15 protein-coding genes are annotated in these 14732 nt (G+C 36.6%); 10 read left to right on the top strand and 5 right to left on the bottom strand.

The window, feature by feature from the left end; genetic code table 11:
- The first annotated feature begins 213 nt into the window (after positions 1–213).
- Entirely contained in the window at positions 214–1962 is a 1749-nt protein-coding gene (locus ACZ47B_RS02600) for an aldehyde ferredoxin oxidoreductase C-terminal domain-containing protein (protein ID WP_464895122.1), read from the top strand.
- Positions 1928–2194 (top strand): MoaD/ThiS family protein, encoded by a 267-nt coding sequence (locus ACZ47B_RS02595; RefSeq protein ID WP_464895121.1) that lies wholly within the window; start codon positions 1928–1930, stop codon positions 2192–2194. The genes ACZ47B_RS02600 and ACZ47B_RS02595 overlap by 35 nt, the downstream gene beginning before the upstream one ends.
- An 8-nt stretch (positions 2195–2202) precedes the next feature.
- Here the strand turns inward: ACZ47B_RS02595 and ACZ47B_RS02590 are convergent, their stop codons facing one another.
- Positions 2203–3021, bottom strand: a complete 819-nt coding sequence (locus ACZ47B_RS02590; RefSeq protein ID WP_464895120.1) for a thiamine-phosphate kinase — start codon at positions 3019–3021, stop codon at positions 2203–2205.
- Positions 3022–3201: 180 nt separating this feature from the next.
- On the opposite strand from ACZ47B_RS02590, the gene sdhA reads away from it, so the two are divergent.
- The 6 genes from sdhA to ACZ47B_RS02560 all read left to right on the top strand — a co-directional run bounded on the left by sdhA (position 3202) and on the right by ACZ47B_RS02560 (position 9263).
- Positions 3202–4923 carry a succinate dehydrogenase flavoprotein subunit gene (gene sdhA, locus ACZ47B_RS02585; RefSeq protein ID WP_464895119.1) on the top strand — a complete coding sequence of 574 codons (1722 nt, stop codon included), beginning with the start codon at positions 3202–3204 and terminating at the stop codon, positions 4921–4923.
- A gap of 19 nt (positions 4924–4942) precedes the next feature.
- Positions 4943–5920 carry a succinate dehydrogenase/fumarate reductase iron-sulfur subunit gene (locus tag ACZ47B_RS02580; RefSeq protein ID WP_464895118.1) on the top strand — a complete coding sequence of 326 codons (978 nt, stop codon included), beginning with the start codon at positions 4943–4945 and terminating at the stop codon, positions 5918–5920.
- A 10-nt stretch (positions 5921–5930) separates the two neighbouring features.
- A complete protein-coding gene (locus ACZ47B_RS02575) occupies positions 5931–6809 on the top strand; it encodes a CoB--CoM heterodisulfide reductase iron-sulfur subunit B family protein (RefSeq protein WP_464895117.1) in 879 nt (292 codons plus the stop codon).
- Positions 6810–6904: 95 nt separating this feature from the next.
- The gene (locus ACZ47B_RS02570) at positions 6905–7297 is read left to right on the top strand and encodes a class II SORL domain-containing protein (protein ID WP_464895116.1); all 393 of its coding nucleotides are present in this window, start codon (positions 6905–6907) and stop codon (positions 7295–7297) included.
- Positions 7298–7333: 36 nt separating this feature from the next.
- Positions 7334–8005, top strand: a complete 672-nt coding sequence (locus ACZ47B_RS02565) for a uracil-DNA glycosylase (RefSeq protein WP_464895115.1) — start codon at positions 7334–7336, stop codon at positions 8003–8005.
- Between the two features lie 61 nt (positions 8006–8066).
- A complete protein-coding gene (locus ACZ47B_RS02560; RefSeq protein ID WP_464895114.1) occupies positions 8067–9263 on the top strand; it encodes a hypothetical protein in 1197 nt (398 codons plus the stop codon).
- Here the strand turns inward: ACZ47B_RS02560 and merA are convergent, their stop codons facing one another.
- From merA to ACZ47B_RS02545, 3 genes are all read right to left on the bottom strand, one after another.
- On the bottom strand, positions 9264–10895 hold the full coding sequence (gene merA / locus ACZ47B_RS02555) for a mercury(II) reductase (RefSeq protein WP_464895113.1): 1632 nt from the start codon (positions 10893–10895) through the stop codon (positions 9264–9266).
- 53 nt (positions 10896–10948) lie between these two features.
- The gene (locus tag ACZ47B_RS02550) at positions 10949–11284 is read right to left on the bottom strand and encodes an ArsR/SmtB family transcription factor (RefSeq protein WP_464895112.1); all 336 of its coding nucleotides are present in this window, start codon (positions 11282–11284) and stop codon (positions 10949–10951) included.
- Positions 11285–11402: 118 nt separating this feature from the next.
- Positions 11403–11777 carry a YbgC/FadM family acyl-CoA thioesterase gene (locus ACZ47B_RS02545; RefSeq protein ID WP_464895111.1) on the bottom strand — a complete coding sequence of 125 codons (375 nt, stop codon included), beginning with the start codon at positions 11775–11777 and terminating at the stop codon, positions 11403–11405.
- Between the two features lie 84 nt (positions 11778–11861).
- Between ACZ47B_RS02545 and ACZ47B_RS02540 the strand changes: the two genes are divergently transcribed.
- On the top strand, positions 11862–12521 hold the full coding sequence (locus ACZ47B_RS02540) for a response regulator transcription factor (RefSeq protein WP_464895110.1): 660 nt from the start codon (positions 11862–11864) through the stop codon (positions 12519–12521).
- Positions 12514–13674 carry a sensor histidine kinase gene (locus tag ACZ47B_RS02535; protein ID WP_464895109.1) on the top strand — a complete coding sequence of 387 codons (1161 nt, stop codon included), beginning with the start codon at positions 12514–12516 and terminating at the stop codon, positions 13672–13674. The genes ACZ47B_RS02540 and ACZ47B_RS02535 overlap by 8 nt, the downstream gene beginning before the upstream one ends.
- Here the strand turns inward: ACZ47B_RS02535 and ACZ47B_RS02530 are convergent.
- Positions 13671–14696: a bifunctional 3,4-dihydroxy-2-butanone 4-phosphate synthase/GTP cyclohydrolase II gene (locus ACZ47B_RS02530; RefSeq protein ID WP_464895108.1), complete on the bottom strand. Its 1026-nt coding sequence runs from the start codon at positions 14694–14696 to the stop codon at positions 13671–13673. The genes ACZ47B_RS02535 and ACZ47B_RS02530 overlap by 4 nt on opposite strands.
- Positions 14697–14732 lie beyond the last annotated feature (36 nt).

The raw sequence follows: 14732 nt of genomic DNA, 5'->3' as shown, positions 1-14732 counted from the left end.
TCTTAGATACGATATTAGACATATTACTTATATTATCTTGTTTTAACTTAATAGTTATTAAATTGTTATTTATCTATAAGTATAAATTCCATTTTTGTTACAAAATTGTAAAAAAGAAATATGCTAAAAAAACATAATTCTTTATTTGTAGTTTTGCTTGCTTTTTGATATAAAAAAGTGCTAAAATAGTCCAAATTATTATAAGGAGTAGTTATGGCAGACAAAATTTATCGTGTCAACATGAATGATCTTAGCTTTAAGATAGAAGATGTACCGGCTGAATGGATGGGTCTTGGAGGAAGAGGATTGACTTCCACCATAGTAGCAGAAGAAGTCGATCCTGAGTGTCATCCATTGGGACCGAACAATAAACTTGTATTTGCTCCAGGATTGCTTTCCGGAACCACTGCGGCAAACAGCGGAAGAACATCTTTGGGTGCAAAAAGTCCACTAACCGGTGGCATCAAAGAGAGTAATGTTGGAGGTACTAGTGCCGGTATCATGGCAAAGCTTGGAGTAAAAGCTCTTATCATAGAGGGATTACCTGAAGATGACAGTACTTTTTATCACATACATGTTACAAAGGACAAAGTTACCATAGAGCCTGTTCCGGAACTTGTAGGAAAGCAAAATTATGAAGTTTTGGATGAAATGCTGGAGAGATACAATAAAAAAGTAGCTGTTCTTACCATAGGAACTCCCGGTGAAATGAGAATGCTTATATCGAATATATCTGTAAAAGATCCAAAAGGAAAACTAAGAAGTCTTGGAAGAGGCGGACTTGGTGCCGTCATGGGTTCAAAAAAGATAAAATGTATAACCATAGATGCCGAAAATTATAAAGAAGTAGAGTACGCCGAGCCGGAAAAATTCAAAGAGGCAAGCAAAGTGTTTACCAAATCTTTACAGGAAAACCCTATAAGCGGTGAGGGACTTCCTGCATTTGGAACAAATGTACTTGTAAACATCATCAATGAAGCCGGCGGACTTCCAAGTCACAATTTTAGAAGCGGTAACTCTGAAAATGCGGAAGATATTTGCGGTGAAACAATGGCTGAAAATATCAAAGAAAGAGGCGGTAGCACTACTCACGGATGTCACGCGGGATGCGTCATACAGTGTTCTCAAACATACAATGATAAAGACGGAAACTACCTTACAAGCGGTTTCGAGTATGAAATGATATGGGCATTTGGTGCAAATCTAGGCATAAAAGACTTGGATATGATTGCAAAGATAGATGCTCTTATGGATGACCTTGGAGTAGATGCCATAGAAACAGGCGTAACCTTGGGACTTGCGGCAGATACAGACATCATAGAGTTTGGCGATGGTGAAAGAGCTTATGAATTGTTAAAATATGAAGTTGCCAAAGGAACACCTCTAGGAAGGATCATAGGAGGCGGAACAGGAAATCTTGGAAGACTGTATGGACTTGTTAGAGTTCCGGTTGTCAAAAATCAGGCAATCCCAGCTTATGAGCCTAGAGCTGTCAAAGGTCAGGGTGTTACTTATGCTACTACTCCTATGGGAGCGGATCATACTGCAGGATATGCGGTTGCAACAAACATACTAAACAGTGGAGGATATATAGATCCTCTCAAAAAAGATGGTCAGCTTGAACTTGCAAGAAACCTACAAATCGCTTCAGCGGCGGTTGACAGTACCGGTATGTGTATATTTGTCGCATTTCCAGCCCTTGATGATCCGAAATGTCTTCCTGCGCTTATCGATATGATAAATGCAAGATTCGGTATCAATTTAACAGCTGATGACGTAACGAATCTAGGAGAAAACATCATCAAAAAAGAGAGAGATTTTAACAAAAGAGCCGGACTCGATAACAGCGATGACAGACTTCCGGAGTTTATGAAGTACGAGCCTCTTCCGCCTCACAATGTCGTATGGGATTTTACAGGCGAAGAGCTTGATAGCGTTTGGTCATATCTGGATGAAAAATAGCATAGAGATTACGGTAAAACTCTTTGCGCAATATAGAGAGGGTAGATTTAAAGTGGAGAAAAAAATCTACCCTCAAGGCATAAGTGCAGGAGAAGTCGTCAAGGATATAGGTATCAACGAAGAAGATCTTCCTATCGGGGTTTTGATGATAAATGGAAGACATGTCGAAAAAGATCATATACTCCAAGACGGAAGTATCTTTTCAATCTTTCCAAAAGTAGGCGGAGGTTAATCCTCCGTCTAAAAGTGATTTTCCTTGCAACTGTTTTTAAATTTCCCTCTTTTTGCTTTTGCAAATATGTTCAAAGGCACTCTATACTTTTTTGCGAGTGATAGTATCCTTTTTTTATACCTTTTATCAAAAGCAAAAAGTATCTCATACTCCTCCCCGCTACAAGCTACACATTTTGGTAACTTTTTAAAAAATTCAACTCCTGTTTTATTTATCTTTGCCAGCCTTGAAAGATCTTTGTACAATCCGTCCGATATATCAAGTGCACTGCTTATATACCTGCTTGCCTCATAAAAAAACTTAGCTTTTAGTTGTGGTTTTATGAATTTTGAATTTTTATGATTTTTTTGTTTTCTTTGTAATTTTTTAAGATCTTTTTTAGAGCTTCCAAGAGTTCCCGTATATGCAAACAAAAAGCCTTTTTTGATACCTTTTCTATGTACCGGAACTTTGCATTTGCTTATAAGCGTTACTGATATATCAAGTTTATCCCCGGCGACCGTGTCCCCGCCTATGATATCTATATCATACTCTTTGCAAACCTCACTAAAACCGCTTTGAAGCTCTTTTATGTCTTTATAATTGAACTCTTTTGGGATCTTGATACCCAAAAGCAACTGCTTTGGTATTGCATTCATGACTATCGCATCAGATATATTTACGAGCACACTTTTGGCAGCAATCTCTTTTAAGCTCATCCATTCGCGTTTAAAATGTATATCTTCACAAAAAAGATCTTTTGAAAATACCATATCTTTTATAACAGCTCCGTCATCTCCTATATATTTGCTCTCAAACAAAGATATAAAATAATCCTCTTTACTCAATTTTTACCTTCATATTATAGATATTTTGATATTATACTAAAAAATATATATAAAGTTTATCCAAAAAGTGAAAAATTGTAACATTATAACTTTTTATTATAAAAAAAATGTTACTTTTTGTATACTTTAAACTTTGTATGTGTATAATGTATTCAAAATTTTAAAATAAGGGATCGCTATATGAGCATACCAATATATCATTATGATGCGATAATCGTTGGAGCTGGGCTGGCCGGTCTTGCTGCAGCGAGAGAGCTTGAGGGGCATGGAAAACATGTTGCGGTTATAAGTAAACTTCATCCTTTAAGAAGCCATTCAGGTGCCGCACAGGGCGGTATCAATGCCGCACTCAAACCTGAGGACAGCATAGAATCACACATGTTCGATACTATCAAAGGAAGCGACTATCTTGCTGATCAAGATGCAGTTAAGCTTATGTGCGAAGGTGCGCCTGAAACCGTAAGGTGGGCTGAGAGTATGGGGGCAGCTTTTAGCAGAAACGAAGACGGTACTATCGCACAAAGACCTTTTGGGGGACAGTCGTTTCCAAGAGCATGTTTCGCAAAAGACAGAACCGGACTGACACTTTTACAAACCATGTTTGAACAAGCAGACAGAGATGGTGTAGAGTACTGGGATGAGTGGTATGTAGCTGATATCATCCAGGAAGATAAAAATGTCTACGGAGTAGTAGCATACAATATAAGAACACTAGAACCTGCTATTTTCAATGCAAGAGCGGTAATGCTTGCAACCGGAGGATACGCAAGAGCTTACAAGATAAACTCGAATGCTCATGCCAACACAGGTGACGGACTTTCCATATATGCAAGACACGGACTTCCGCTAAAAGATATGGAATTTGTACAGTTTCATCCGACAGGACTTGCAGGAACAGGTATACTTATCAGTGAAGCCGCCAGAGGAGAAGGCGGGAGACTTTTCAACAGTGAAGGTGAAAGGTTTATGGAAAAATATGCTCCTGAAAAGATGGAGTTGGCTCCAAGAGATTTGGTAAGCAGATCCATCACAAAAGAGATACTTGAAGGAAGAGGAGTAGGACCGAACAAAGATGCCGTTTATCTTGATCTTACCCATCTTGGAAAAGAGAAGATCATGTCAAGACTTCCTGAGCTTAGAGATTTGGCTATCACATTTTTAGGACTTGATATGATACATGAACCTATCATGATAGCCGCAACCGCTCACTACTCCATGGGTGGTATTCCAGTCGATAACGACGGAAGAGCCAAGCTAAATCAAGATCATAGAATACACGGACTTTATGCGGCAGGCGAATGTGCTTGTGTCAGTGTTCATGGAGCTAACAGACTTGGAGCAAACTCTTTGCTTGAGGCTATGTTCTTTGGAAGACATGTAGGACAAACCATCATAGCCGACCTGAGAAAAAAAGATTTTCTTATTCATAAAGAGCCTGACCAAAAAGATGCCGATAGAATGCTTGAAGAGATAAACAGGATAATGACATCAAGCGGTGATGAAAAAGTTCCACTTTTAAGAGCCGAACTTCAAGAGAGTATGACTGAAAACGCAGGTGTTTTTAGAACTGAAGAGTCTTTGCAAAAGCAAAAGAAAAAACTAAAAGAGTTAAGAGAAAGATTCAAACATATACGTATAGAGGATAAATCCAAAGTTTACAATACCGACTTACAAGAAGCCATAGAGCTTGGTCACATGTTAGACTACTCTATGTTTATAGTAGAAGGTGCGATCGCTAGAAAAGAGAGTCGTGGTGCTCATTTTAGGGATGATTATCCAAAAAGAGATGATGAAAACTTTTTGAAACACACTTATGCGCATATGGATGAAAACGGTGAGATACACATGGAATACAAAGATGTCAATCTTGGTATTTTTGAACCTCAAGAACGAACTTACTAAGTAGGGAAGGAGAAGTACGATGAAAAAATATGAAACAAAAAAAATAACATTTAATGTCTTCAGGTTCAACAGTGAAAAAGATCATCTACCCTACTACATCAAATATGAAATGGAAGTATCACAGGATGAAGTTGTCCTTGATATTTTAAACCGAATCAAATGGGAATTTGATGGAAGTTTCAGCTACAGAAGAAGTTGTAGGCATGGAATTTGCGGAAGTTGTGCTATAAAAGTGAACGGTAAACCGGTGCTTTCCTGTAAAGAAAACGTTTTTCATTTGGTAGAAATGTTTGGTGATGAACTTACTTTCGATCCTCAAGATGAAAAAAGAGCTATAAAAGATATGGTTATAGATAAGAAAAACTTTTGGCAAAAATATAGCGCCGTTAAACCATATTTGATTGCCGATATAGTCGATCATCCTCAAAAAGAAGATTTGGTAAGTCCAGAGCAAGCTGAAGAGTTAGACGAAGCTGACTACTGCATACAGTGCGGTAACTGTTTTTATGCCTGTCCTTCAGTCGAAGCCAATGATGACTATCTTGGACCTGCCGCACTTTTGAAAGCTTACAGGTTCAATGCTGATGTAAGGGATAATGCAAGAGGCGAAAGACTTGATATAGTCAATGAAGAGGGCGCTGGAGTTTGGGACTGTGTGAAGTGTTTTGAGTGTGCGGAAGCTTGTCCAAAAGATTTATCACCAATAAGCAAGATAACCAAACTTCACCTGCAAATCTTTGAAGACGGTAAGGCTATCAGCAATGTTGCTACAAGACATGCAGTCGGATTTAAATCATCCATTAGAAAGCATGGTATACTCGATGAAGGTGAGCTTGTAAGATACTCTGAAGGCAACATAGGAGTTCTGAAACATTTACCCGAAGCTTTTGAAATGTGGAAAAAGGGTAAGATAGTAATGCCTTGGAATATGCCAAAATCAAAAAATATGGATGAAATCAAAAAACTCGTTGATATCGCATCCACAGTAGATTTTTAAGGAGTACAAAATGAGTAAATTAAGATATGCACTATACACAGGATGTACGGCAAAAGAGAGTACTCCGGAACTTATGAAATCAACTATGGCAGTAGCCAAAGCTTTGGATATAGAGTTGGTTGTTTTAGAAGAAGCAAGTTGTTGCGGAGCTAGTCACCTGCAGGATTTTGATGACTTTTTGTCTTTGACTTTAAATGCAAGAAATATCTGTTATGCAGAAAAACTTGGACTTACTTTTGTGACTATCTGCAACACTTGTCAACTAAATACTTCTCTAACAAAGCAGAGGCTTGATGAAAACAGCGAATTGAAAGATAAAGTAAACTCAAAATTGAAAGAAGTAGGACTTGAATACAAAGGAAATGTCGAGGTCAAGCACTTTTTATATGCCATTATAGACGATATAGGCGTTGAAGAAATAGCAAAAAGAGTAAAAAAACCTTTGAAAAATTTAAACATCGCTCCTTTTTACGGATGTCACAATATAAGACCGTCTGAGCTTCAAAGTAAAAACAACGGTAATGAAAACCCTTATGTGCCTGACTCCCTAGAAAGACTTATAGATGCGCTTGGCGGTAACGCCATAGACTATGAGCATAAAAACAAATGCTGCGGCTTTCATGTAGAACTTCAAGCGCCAAAAACAGCAAACAGGCTCTCTGGTGACGCTATGACCGATGCGATGGACAATAACGCCGATGTCGTTGTAACACCCTGCCCTCTTTGCCACCTAAGACTTGACGTTCAGCAGCACAATATTTCCAAAGAGATAGGAAGAGATATAGATATGCCTGTACTTCATCTTCCTCAAATGATAGGTCTTGCTCTTGGACTCTCTCCAAAAGAGCTCGGTCTTGAACACAACGTAAGTGAAGTGACTTTTGTTTAAACCAATATAAATAGGATAATTTATATCCTATTTATATCTTTTGTCTTAGGCAAACTGAGATATAATAATAATACATTTTAAAAAAGGAGTTTGATATGCCAAAAATAAACAGATATGTTGACATAGATACAGTAGAGAGAGAAGCCAAGAAAGATTATATAGACAGACACTCTCCGTTTATCCACTGCGCGGATACCGCAAAAGCGGATGAAGTGTTTGAAGTGACAGTTAAAGTAGGAAACGAATATACTCATCCGGATGATTATGATCACTACATAGCCAATCTTGCACTTTACAACAAAGAGACACTTCTTGCAAGAGCTGACTTTATAGCCGGTATGCTAGGCGGTCAAGGCGAAAAAGGTCATGCAGAAGTAACTTTTAGAATAAAGCCTCAAGGTAAAAAAATGACTCTTGTAGCACAAAGCTACTGTACAAAACACGGTATTTGGGAAAGTGATCCAAAAACAGTAGAAGTTACAGAGTAACACCCCTTCCCCCGTCCAATCGGGGGATCACACATCATGCACAGAGTAAAAAAACTAAAAATCCTTAAATCTTTATATACTTACAAGTCACTTGGTCTAAAATATACAAATGACATACAAAATATAAACCAAGATAATCTTACAGCCAAAAACTTACCGAATGATTTAAAGCAACTCAAAAACATTGTCCAAAACTGCCATTTGTGCCAACTTTCAAAAACAAGAAAAAATGTTGTTTTCGGTGAAGGGGATCCAAATGCCGATATAATGTTTATAGGTGAAGGACCGGGTGCAAATGAGGATGAGACAGGCAAACCTTTTGTAGGAAGAGCCGGGGAGCTCTTGACGAAGATCATAGAAAATGTTCTTGAGCTAAAAAGAGAAGATGTATATATAGCAAATATAGTAAAATGCAGACCCCCGGGCAACAGGGTCCCTACTCCAGAGGAAGTCGAATCGTGCATGCCTTATCTTATAAAACAGATAAGTATCATAAATCCAAAGATCATCATCACTCTTGGAGCGACCGCTTATAACAACCTTACAAATGATACGACACCGATTTCCAAGATAAGGGGAGAAATTTTAACTTTTGCAAATGCCAAACTCATACCTACATTTCATCCAAGTTTTCTGCTTAGAAACCCAAGTGCAAAGAAGTTTGTATATTTGGATATGAAAAAAGTCAAAGCTCTTTTAAAAAACTAAGTTTTTAAATGATATAATACGCCTTTATTATATCAACAAGTCTAATTAACTGGAGTTTTTTTTGAGGATATTTTTAATACTTGTATTTATCACTCTGTTTTCCATGGCAAAAAGTCTGTATCTCTCAGGGCTTCCTCTTCCTGCTTCAAACATTATAGACTTAAGTATTAAAGAGTGTGATAGTGGTTGTTTGAATGACTATCTGCAAAATGGAGAAGTTTTTTCATTTTTATCAAACTACAAAAAGAGTGTCAATGATGCAAACTTGTCAAAAGAGTATGAAACTCTAAAAATAAAGCTCAATATTTTCAATACAAAAAAAACAAATATCGTAAAAATCGCTTTAATGGTACCCAAAAACATCATAGGAAGATACAGCATAAGCACTACAAATACCGTTTTGGCTTATCTCTTGCAAAAAGGGGTTGATTTTGATTTTGAATTGTTTGATTCAAAAGATGAAACACTCCAAAATATACAAGATACGGTCAAAAAGATTGAAGATGAAGGGTTTGACTTCGTTATAGCACCTTATACGGATACGGGTGTAAAAAGGCTACTTAGTATAGACACGAATCTTATATACTATGTACCCACTATTAACAAAAATGAGATACCGACCCAAAAAACCAATTTTATCTTTGGTGGGATCAACTATAAAAAACAGATAGAGAAACTTTTGGTTTTTACCAATGACAAGATAGCTATATTTGCCGATGAAAGCAATATGGGTTTTAAGTTGAGCAGCTACATACAAAGTGACGGTGACAGAAGAGTCATTTACAAAAAGATTATCCCGCAAAAACTGAGTAAATTCAAATCTTTTTTAAAATACAACAAAAAACTGCAAAACAGTTCGATATTTTTAAATACCCCTTTAGTTAAAACTTCTCTTTTGGCTTCACAATTCAGATTTTATAAAATAATACCTTATGCACTATTTTCCACGCAAATAAACTACAACCCTCTTCTTCTTGACCTAACCCAGTATGAAGATCGAAAAAATATGTATATCGCCAATTCCATAGGTGAAAGCGACGACAAGCTTGTTGCAACCAATAAAATACTTGATAACAATATACTCTATGATTGGATAAATTACTCGACTTCCATAGGAATTGACTATATATATACTCTCTATTTTGACAGTGATGCAACAAGGACTTTTAACGAAAATATCCTAAGTAACCAGGTAAATTACGACATAAAGGTCCTAAAACCAACCAAATCCGCCTTCAAAGAGGTTACCACATTCTAATTATGTGGCACAGCAACTCAACTCCTTGACATCTTTACTGAATGTGATAGCTGCCAATTTGATACCTTCAGAAAGTGTCAAATAAGGATGTAACATCTCTTTTATATCTCTGACTTTTATACCAAACTTAACAGCAAGGGATACTTCCATAAGAAGTTCCGACCCTTCAGGTGCTACTATCCTGGCTCCCACCAATGTATCGGTATCTTTGTCTCTTATAAGTTTTATAAAACCACGTGTATCATTGGCCGCTATGGATCTAGGGACATAACTTAGCGGTAATACCGCTGTATCTACATCTAGCCCCTTATCTTTTGCCTGTTTTTTATCCAGTCCTACGCCGGCTACTTGAGGATCTGTAAAAATCACCCATGGCAACACTGAAAAATCAGCCTCTTTTTTTATCGAAGCAAACATATTGCTAACTGCTAGTTTTCCTTCGTATGCAGCAGTGTAAACAAACATATTTTTCCCAAGAACATCACCTGCGGCATAGACTGTAGGAAGTGAAGTTTGCAGATAATCATTTGTTATAATCGCACCTTTGGAAGTTAGTTTTACCCCTGATTTTTCAAGGTTCATACCATATGTATTTGGTTTTCTGCCGGTTGCAACTATGAGTTTTTCCGAAGTTATGGATTTTTTCTTTCCATCTATCAAAGCATTAACGTTCACGATACCGTTTTTTTCACTGATTTCTTGAATTTGACAGCTGAGAATGATTTCAATCCCCTCATCTTTGAGATATTTGGTGATTTCATTCGCCACATCTGATTCCTGGGTTGATAAAACTTGTTTGGATCGTTGCAATATCGTCACTTTCGATCCCATTCTGGAAAACATTTGTGCGATCTCCAACGCTATGTAGCCTCCGCCCAACACAATGATGGACTTTGGAAGCGTATCAAGTTCAAAAGCTTCCTCATTTGTCAAATAATCAACTTCGCACAAGCCTTTTATATCAGGGATCAAAGCAGATGCGCCGGTACAGATCAAAATATGTGAACCCTCTATAATCCTGTCATTTACCTTTACTGATGTTTCTGAAAGCAAACTTGCTCTTCCCTCGATAAGTTCAAAATTATCCATATCTTTTATGATACTGATATATTTTTGATTGCGAAGATCAAGCACAAGTTCACGTTTGGCATCTATGAGACTTTTAAAATCTTCCACTTTTGCTTCACTTTTGATGCCGTGAAACGGATTGTTGTTTGCTTTATAGAGAGTTTCAGCTGCTCTTATAAGGTTTTTTGAAGGTACACACCCCACATTGACACAAGTTCCCCCTATAGGAAGCCCGTCATTGATCATGGTGACTTTTATACCCCTGCTATGCGCTTCGATAGTCGCTGAAAATGCTGCGGAGCCGCCACCGACTATGATAAGATGTTCAGGATGATTTTTCTCTTTTATCTCACTGTATGCCGTCACTTTATAATGCCCGATACTGTTTATAGCATCTTCTATGTCGTTTACCTGCACCAACCTTTCATCAAAGGTCACACTCGCTTTTCCTTTGGGGTAGCTTACAGACTTATCAACAACACCGCTTAGCTCAAGTCCTTTTTTTATGCTAAGAGCACAATGCTCGCAAGTCATACCTTTTATTTCAAATTCATATGTCTTCATGATATATCCTTTTTTGTAAAAATATTTAAAACTGTATGTGGCTCGCAATATGGTTACTGTATAATGTTTTCAAGTTGTTCTTTCATATCCGGTGATATCGAGTAAAATACAGTCATGCCCTCTCTTTTATTTATAAGAACTTTTCCATCTTTTAGTTTTCGAAGGTGCTGGGAAATCGGTGATTGTTTCATATTTAAAACATCAACGAGATCACATACACACATTCTCTCATATGTCAAAAACAGTTTCACTATTTTTAAACGAACTTCATTTCCCAAAAGAGCAAAAAGCTCCGCTTTTTTGATGATCGATTCCTCGTTTGTATTTAAAAGTGTTTTTGCATTTTCGATCAAATCTTTATCTACGGTTATTCTGTTGCAGTAAGTCATATTTTTCCTCAATAGATTTTAAAGTATTATTAGTATATTAGCATATTCTAATATACTAGTCAAGCTTTATTTGTATTTTTTATTGGTACAGAGTGGATCAAACGATCGTAGTTTTATTCTAAAATGAGGCTTTAAACAGATTTAAAAACTTTTCATCTATCTTAGATGGTTTTGAATCTTTCAAATATACCAGTTTTATATCCATTGTAAATATCTTTTCATTTTTTTCATTGAAGATATCCTGAGTTAGCATCATGCTGACTCTGCTTATGGAATTTATCTTTGTCTTTACTTCCAAAATTTCACCAAGTGTCGCACTTTTTAGATAAGAAGCTTTCAACTCCCTTACGATAAAAACCGCATCTTCTGTTTTAGGCGATAATCCTTTTTCAAAAAGTATCTCACTTCTTGCCCTTTCACAAAAGTTTATATATTTGCTGTGATAAACTATGCCGCCTGCATCGGTATCTTCAAAATATACACGTATCTTCATCTTACCCCTTTTTTGTTACTAAATATACACTAAACATATCTTAAACAAAAATTATAGTATAATTTTGGTTATGGAGATATTAGGATGAAAATTTTACTTTTGGAAGATGATACGATACTTTCGGATATTTTGACTTGTCATTTAAAAGATGAATGCGGATACGACGTTGTATGTGTAGACAATGGAGAAGAAGCTTTAGATGCTGCCAGTGAAAACAAGTTCGACCTTATGATATTTGACATAAATGTACCCAAAAGAAGCGGGGTATCGGTTCTAAAAGAGATAAGAGAATTTCAAAATACTACCCCTGTTATCATGATAACCGCTTATCAGGATACTTCTCACATGATAGACGGGTTTAAAAGCGGATGTGACGATTATATAAAAAAGCCGTTCGATTTGGAGGAGCTGGACTTGAGGATAGAAAATATCCAAAAAAGATTTTCCATAGAGAGTGAAAAGAAAGTAAATCTAGATAACGATACTACACTTATACCGAACAAAAACCGTATAAGAGTAAAAGATAAAACTCATCAAATAGCAAACAAAGAGTGTGAAATACTTTTGTATCTAAGTTCCCACAAAGGAAGGGTCATCTCATCTGAAGAGTTGATGCAAAACCTGTGGGAGTATGAGTCTATGCCTACAGATGCTACCATACGTGTTTACATAAAGAATTTAAGAAACATCATAGGTAAAAAAAGGATACAAACTATAAGAGGAAGCGGGTACTACTTTGAATAAAGACGAAAAAAGAGCTCTTGTAAGTTTTTTGGCTATTTACATATCTTCCGCCTTGGCGCTGATATCCATCATCGCATTTTTGTATTACAAGAAAGAGGCTGTGATCATCACCGATGTTTGCTCCATTGAAATGAGAAACCAAGCCATGCAGATAGAAAAAGAACTTATGAAAGCATCCATGGAGCATAAAAAGTTCAAATTCAATCCCTCTTCTTACAAAATGAACGTTGGACTTTTTGACAGTAGTGGAAAGCCTATATATTCAAACCTCGAGTCTAAAAAAGTTCTACTTTCGAAAAAAGCATACAAAAATTATGAACATGAATACCACATAGCAAGACTAAACGAGCCGTTGTTTGATGTATCTTACATAGTTATAGAAGGAAGTCAAATAGCAAAACAAAAAACTAAGCTTTTACTTCTTATAGGAAGTGTAGTTTTGGTGTCACTTCTTTTTATCGGTATAGTCGGATATTTTTTAAGTAAACTGCTCATAGCTCCTGTAAAAAAAAGAGTGGAAAGGCTGAATTGCTTCATAAAAGACAGTGCTCACGATATAAATACACCGGTTTCAGCTTTGATGATGAGTGTATCATCTCTTAGAGGCAAAAACCACCTAAACCCAAAAGCACTCCATCATATATCCATCAGTGCAAAACTCATATCCCAGATATATAATTCACTCTCTTTCATAGCGTTCAACAATGAAGATAAAATTTTCAATGAAAATTTCGATTTGGCGGTTTTGACAAAAGAGTGTATCAAGTTTTTTGATGAGATTGCCGCTAGCAAAGGAAACAACATAGAGTTCAGCCTCGAATCCACTATGGTTTATATGGATAGGTCTCGTATCCAAAAAGCTATAAACAATCTTATATCCAATGCCATAAAATACTCATATCCAAATACAAAGATAAAAATAAAGCTTCAAAACAGGGTTTTTAGTATAACTGACCAGGGCATAGGCATAGCCGATGAAGATAAAGATATCATCTTCAACCGCTATGAAAGAAAAAGTGATGACAATGGAGGATTTGGCATAGGTTTGGACATAGTAAGATCAGTATGCAAGCAGTATAACATCGATATCAAGGTAGATTCGAAAGTTTCAAAAGGCACAACTTTTTTTCTTACATTTCCAAAGAGCCCTTAACTTATCTCTATCTCTTTTTCTATATTCAAACCAAAACCGCTAAGACCTACAAACTCCACACCTTTTTTGCCGACAAGTAGATTGATATTTTTAACTCCCATGTCTTTTAAGATACCCGCTCCTATACCATACTCTTTCATATAAGGATTTCTTTGCTCCTCTTTTTCTAAAAATATCAAAAGTCCGCCGTTTTTTTGCAGATATTTTATGGATTTTATGAGATTGTTGTATTTGTGGGTATTTGATAAAAGATCTATATCCAGCCCTACATTATGAAATCTTACATTTGTATTTTCACTGAGTATACCAAATTGATATACCACATGGTGAGAGCTTTTATGATCAACATAGTCTATACGTTTTGCTTCGCTATCCATGAACTTTACTCTAGCTTGTGCCACTTCTCTTACAAGTGATTCGTTTTGAAGTCTGTACTCAACCAAATCGGAGATATAGACTATATTTAACTTATGTTTTTTAGCGAATTTTTCAAGATCATCTCTTCTTGCCATTGTTCCGTCATCTTTCATGATTTCGCATATTACCGCCACCGGGGCAACGCCGGCCATTTTACAAATATCAACCGATCCTTCGGTGTGTCCGGTTCTTACAAGCACGCCTCCTTTTTTGGCGATTAGTGGAAATATATGGCCCGGTCTTACAAGATCACTTGGCTGAGACTTATAATCAGCCAATACTTTTATAGTCATATCTCTCTCGTATGCCGAGATGCCGGTGGTACACTCTTTTGCGTCAACCGTAACGGTAAAAGCTGTTTCATGTTGTGAGTCGTTGTTGGTAACCATAGGTGAAAGATGTAGTCTTCTTGATATATCATCAGTTACCGAAACACAGATAAGACCCTTTGCATGACTTGCCATAAAATTAACTTTTTGTGGCGTAGAAAATGTAGCTGCATACACCAAATCACCTTCATTTTCCCTATCCTCATCATCTATCATGATGACCATTTTCCCTGATTTTATATCTTCTATAGCCTGTTTAACCCTTTTTAATTGCATTTTATCCTCTTAATATTTTCAGTTTTATCTATGATT

Source organism: Thiofractor thiocamini (assembly GCF_055384375.1).
This window is presented reverse-complemented; position numbering and strand designations above follow the sequence as displayed.

What these genes read in the sequence shown, in the direction of transcription:
- merA (WP_464895113.1), bottom strand. Translation starts at nt 10,895, where the DNA reads ATGAAGACATATGAATTTGAAATAAAAGGTATGACTTGCGAGCATTGT.
- ACZ47B_RS02580 (WP_464895118.1), top strand. Translation starts at nt 4,943, where the DNA reads ATGAAAAAATATGAAACAAAAAAAATAACATTTAATGTCTTCAGGTTC.
- ACZ47B_RS02570 (WP_464895116.1), top strand. Translation starts at nt 6,905, where the DNA reads ATGCCAAAAATAAACAGATATGTTGACATAGATACAGTAGAGAGAGAA.
- ACZ47B_RS02600 (WP_464895122.1), top strand. Translation starts at nt 214, where the DNA reads ATGGCAGACAAAATTTATCGTGTCAACATGAATGATCTTAGCTTTAAG.
- ACZ47B_RS02540 (WP_464895110.1), top strand. Translation starts at nt 11,862, where the DNA reads ATGAAAATTTTACTTTTGGAAGATGATACGATACTTTCGGATATTTTG.
- ACZ47B_RS02575 (WP_464895117.1), top strand. Translation starts at nt 5,931, where the DNA reads ATGAGTAAATTAAGATATGCACTATACACAGGATGTACGGCAAAAGAG.
- ACZ47B_RS02545 (WP_464895111.1), bottom strand. Translation starts at nt 11,777, where the DNA reads ATGAAGATACGTGTATATTTTGAAGATACCGATGCAGGCGGCATAGTT.
- ACZ47B_RS02530 (WP_464895108.1), bottom strand. Translation starts at nt 14,696, where the DNA reads ATGCAATTAAAAAGGGTTAAACAGGCTATAGAAGATATAAAATCAGGG.
- ACZ47B_RS02550 (WP_464895112.1), bottom strand. Translation starts at nt 11,284, where the DNA reads ATGACTTACTGCAACAGAATAACCGTAGATAAAGATTTGATCGAAAAT.
- sdhA (WP_464895119.1), top strand. Translation starts at nt 3,202, where the DNA reads ATGAGCATACCAATATATCATTATGATGCGATAATCGTTGGAGCTGGG.
- ACZ47B_RS02565 (WP_464895115.1), top strand. Translation starts at nt 7,334, where the DNA reads ATGCACAGAGTAAAAAAACTAAAAATCCTTAAATCTTTATATACTTAC.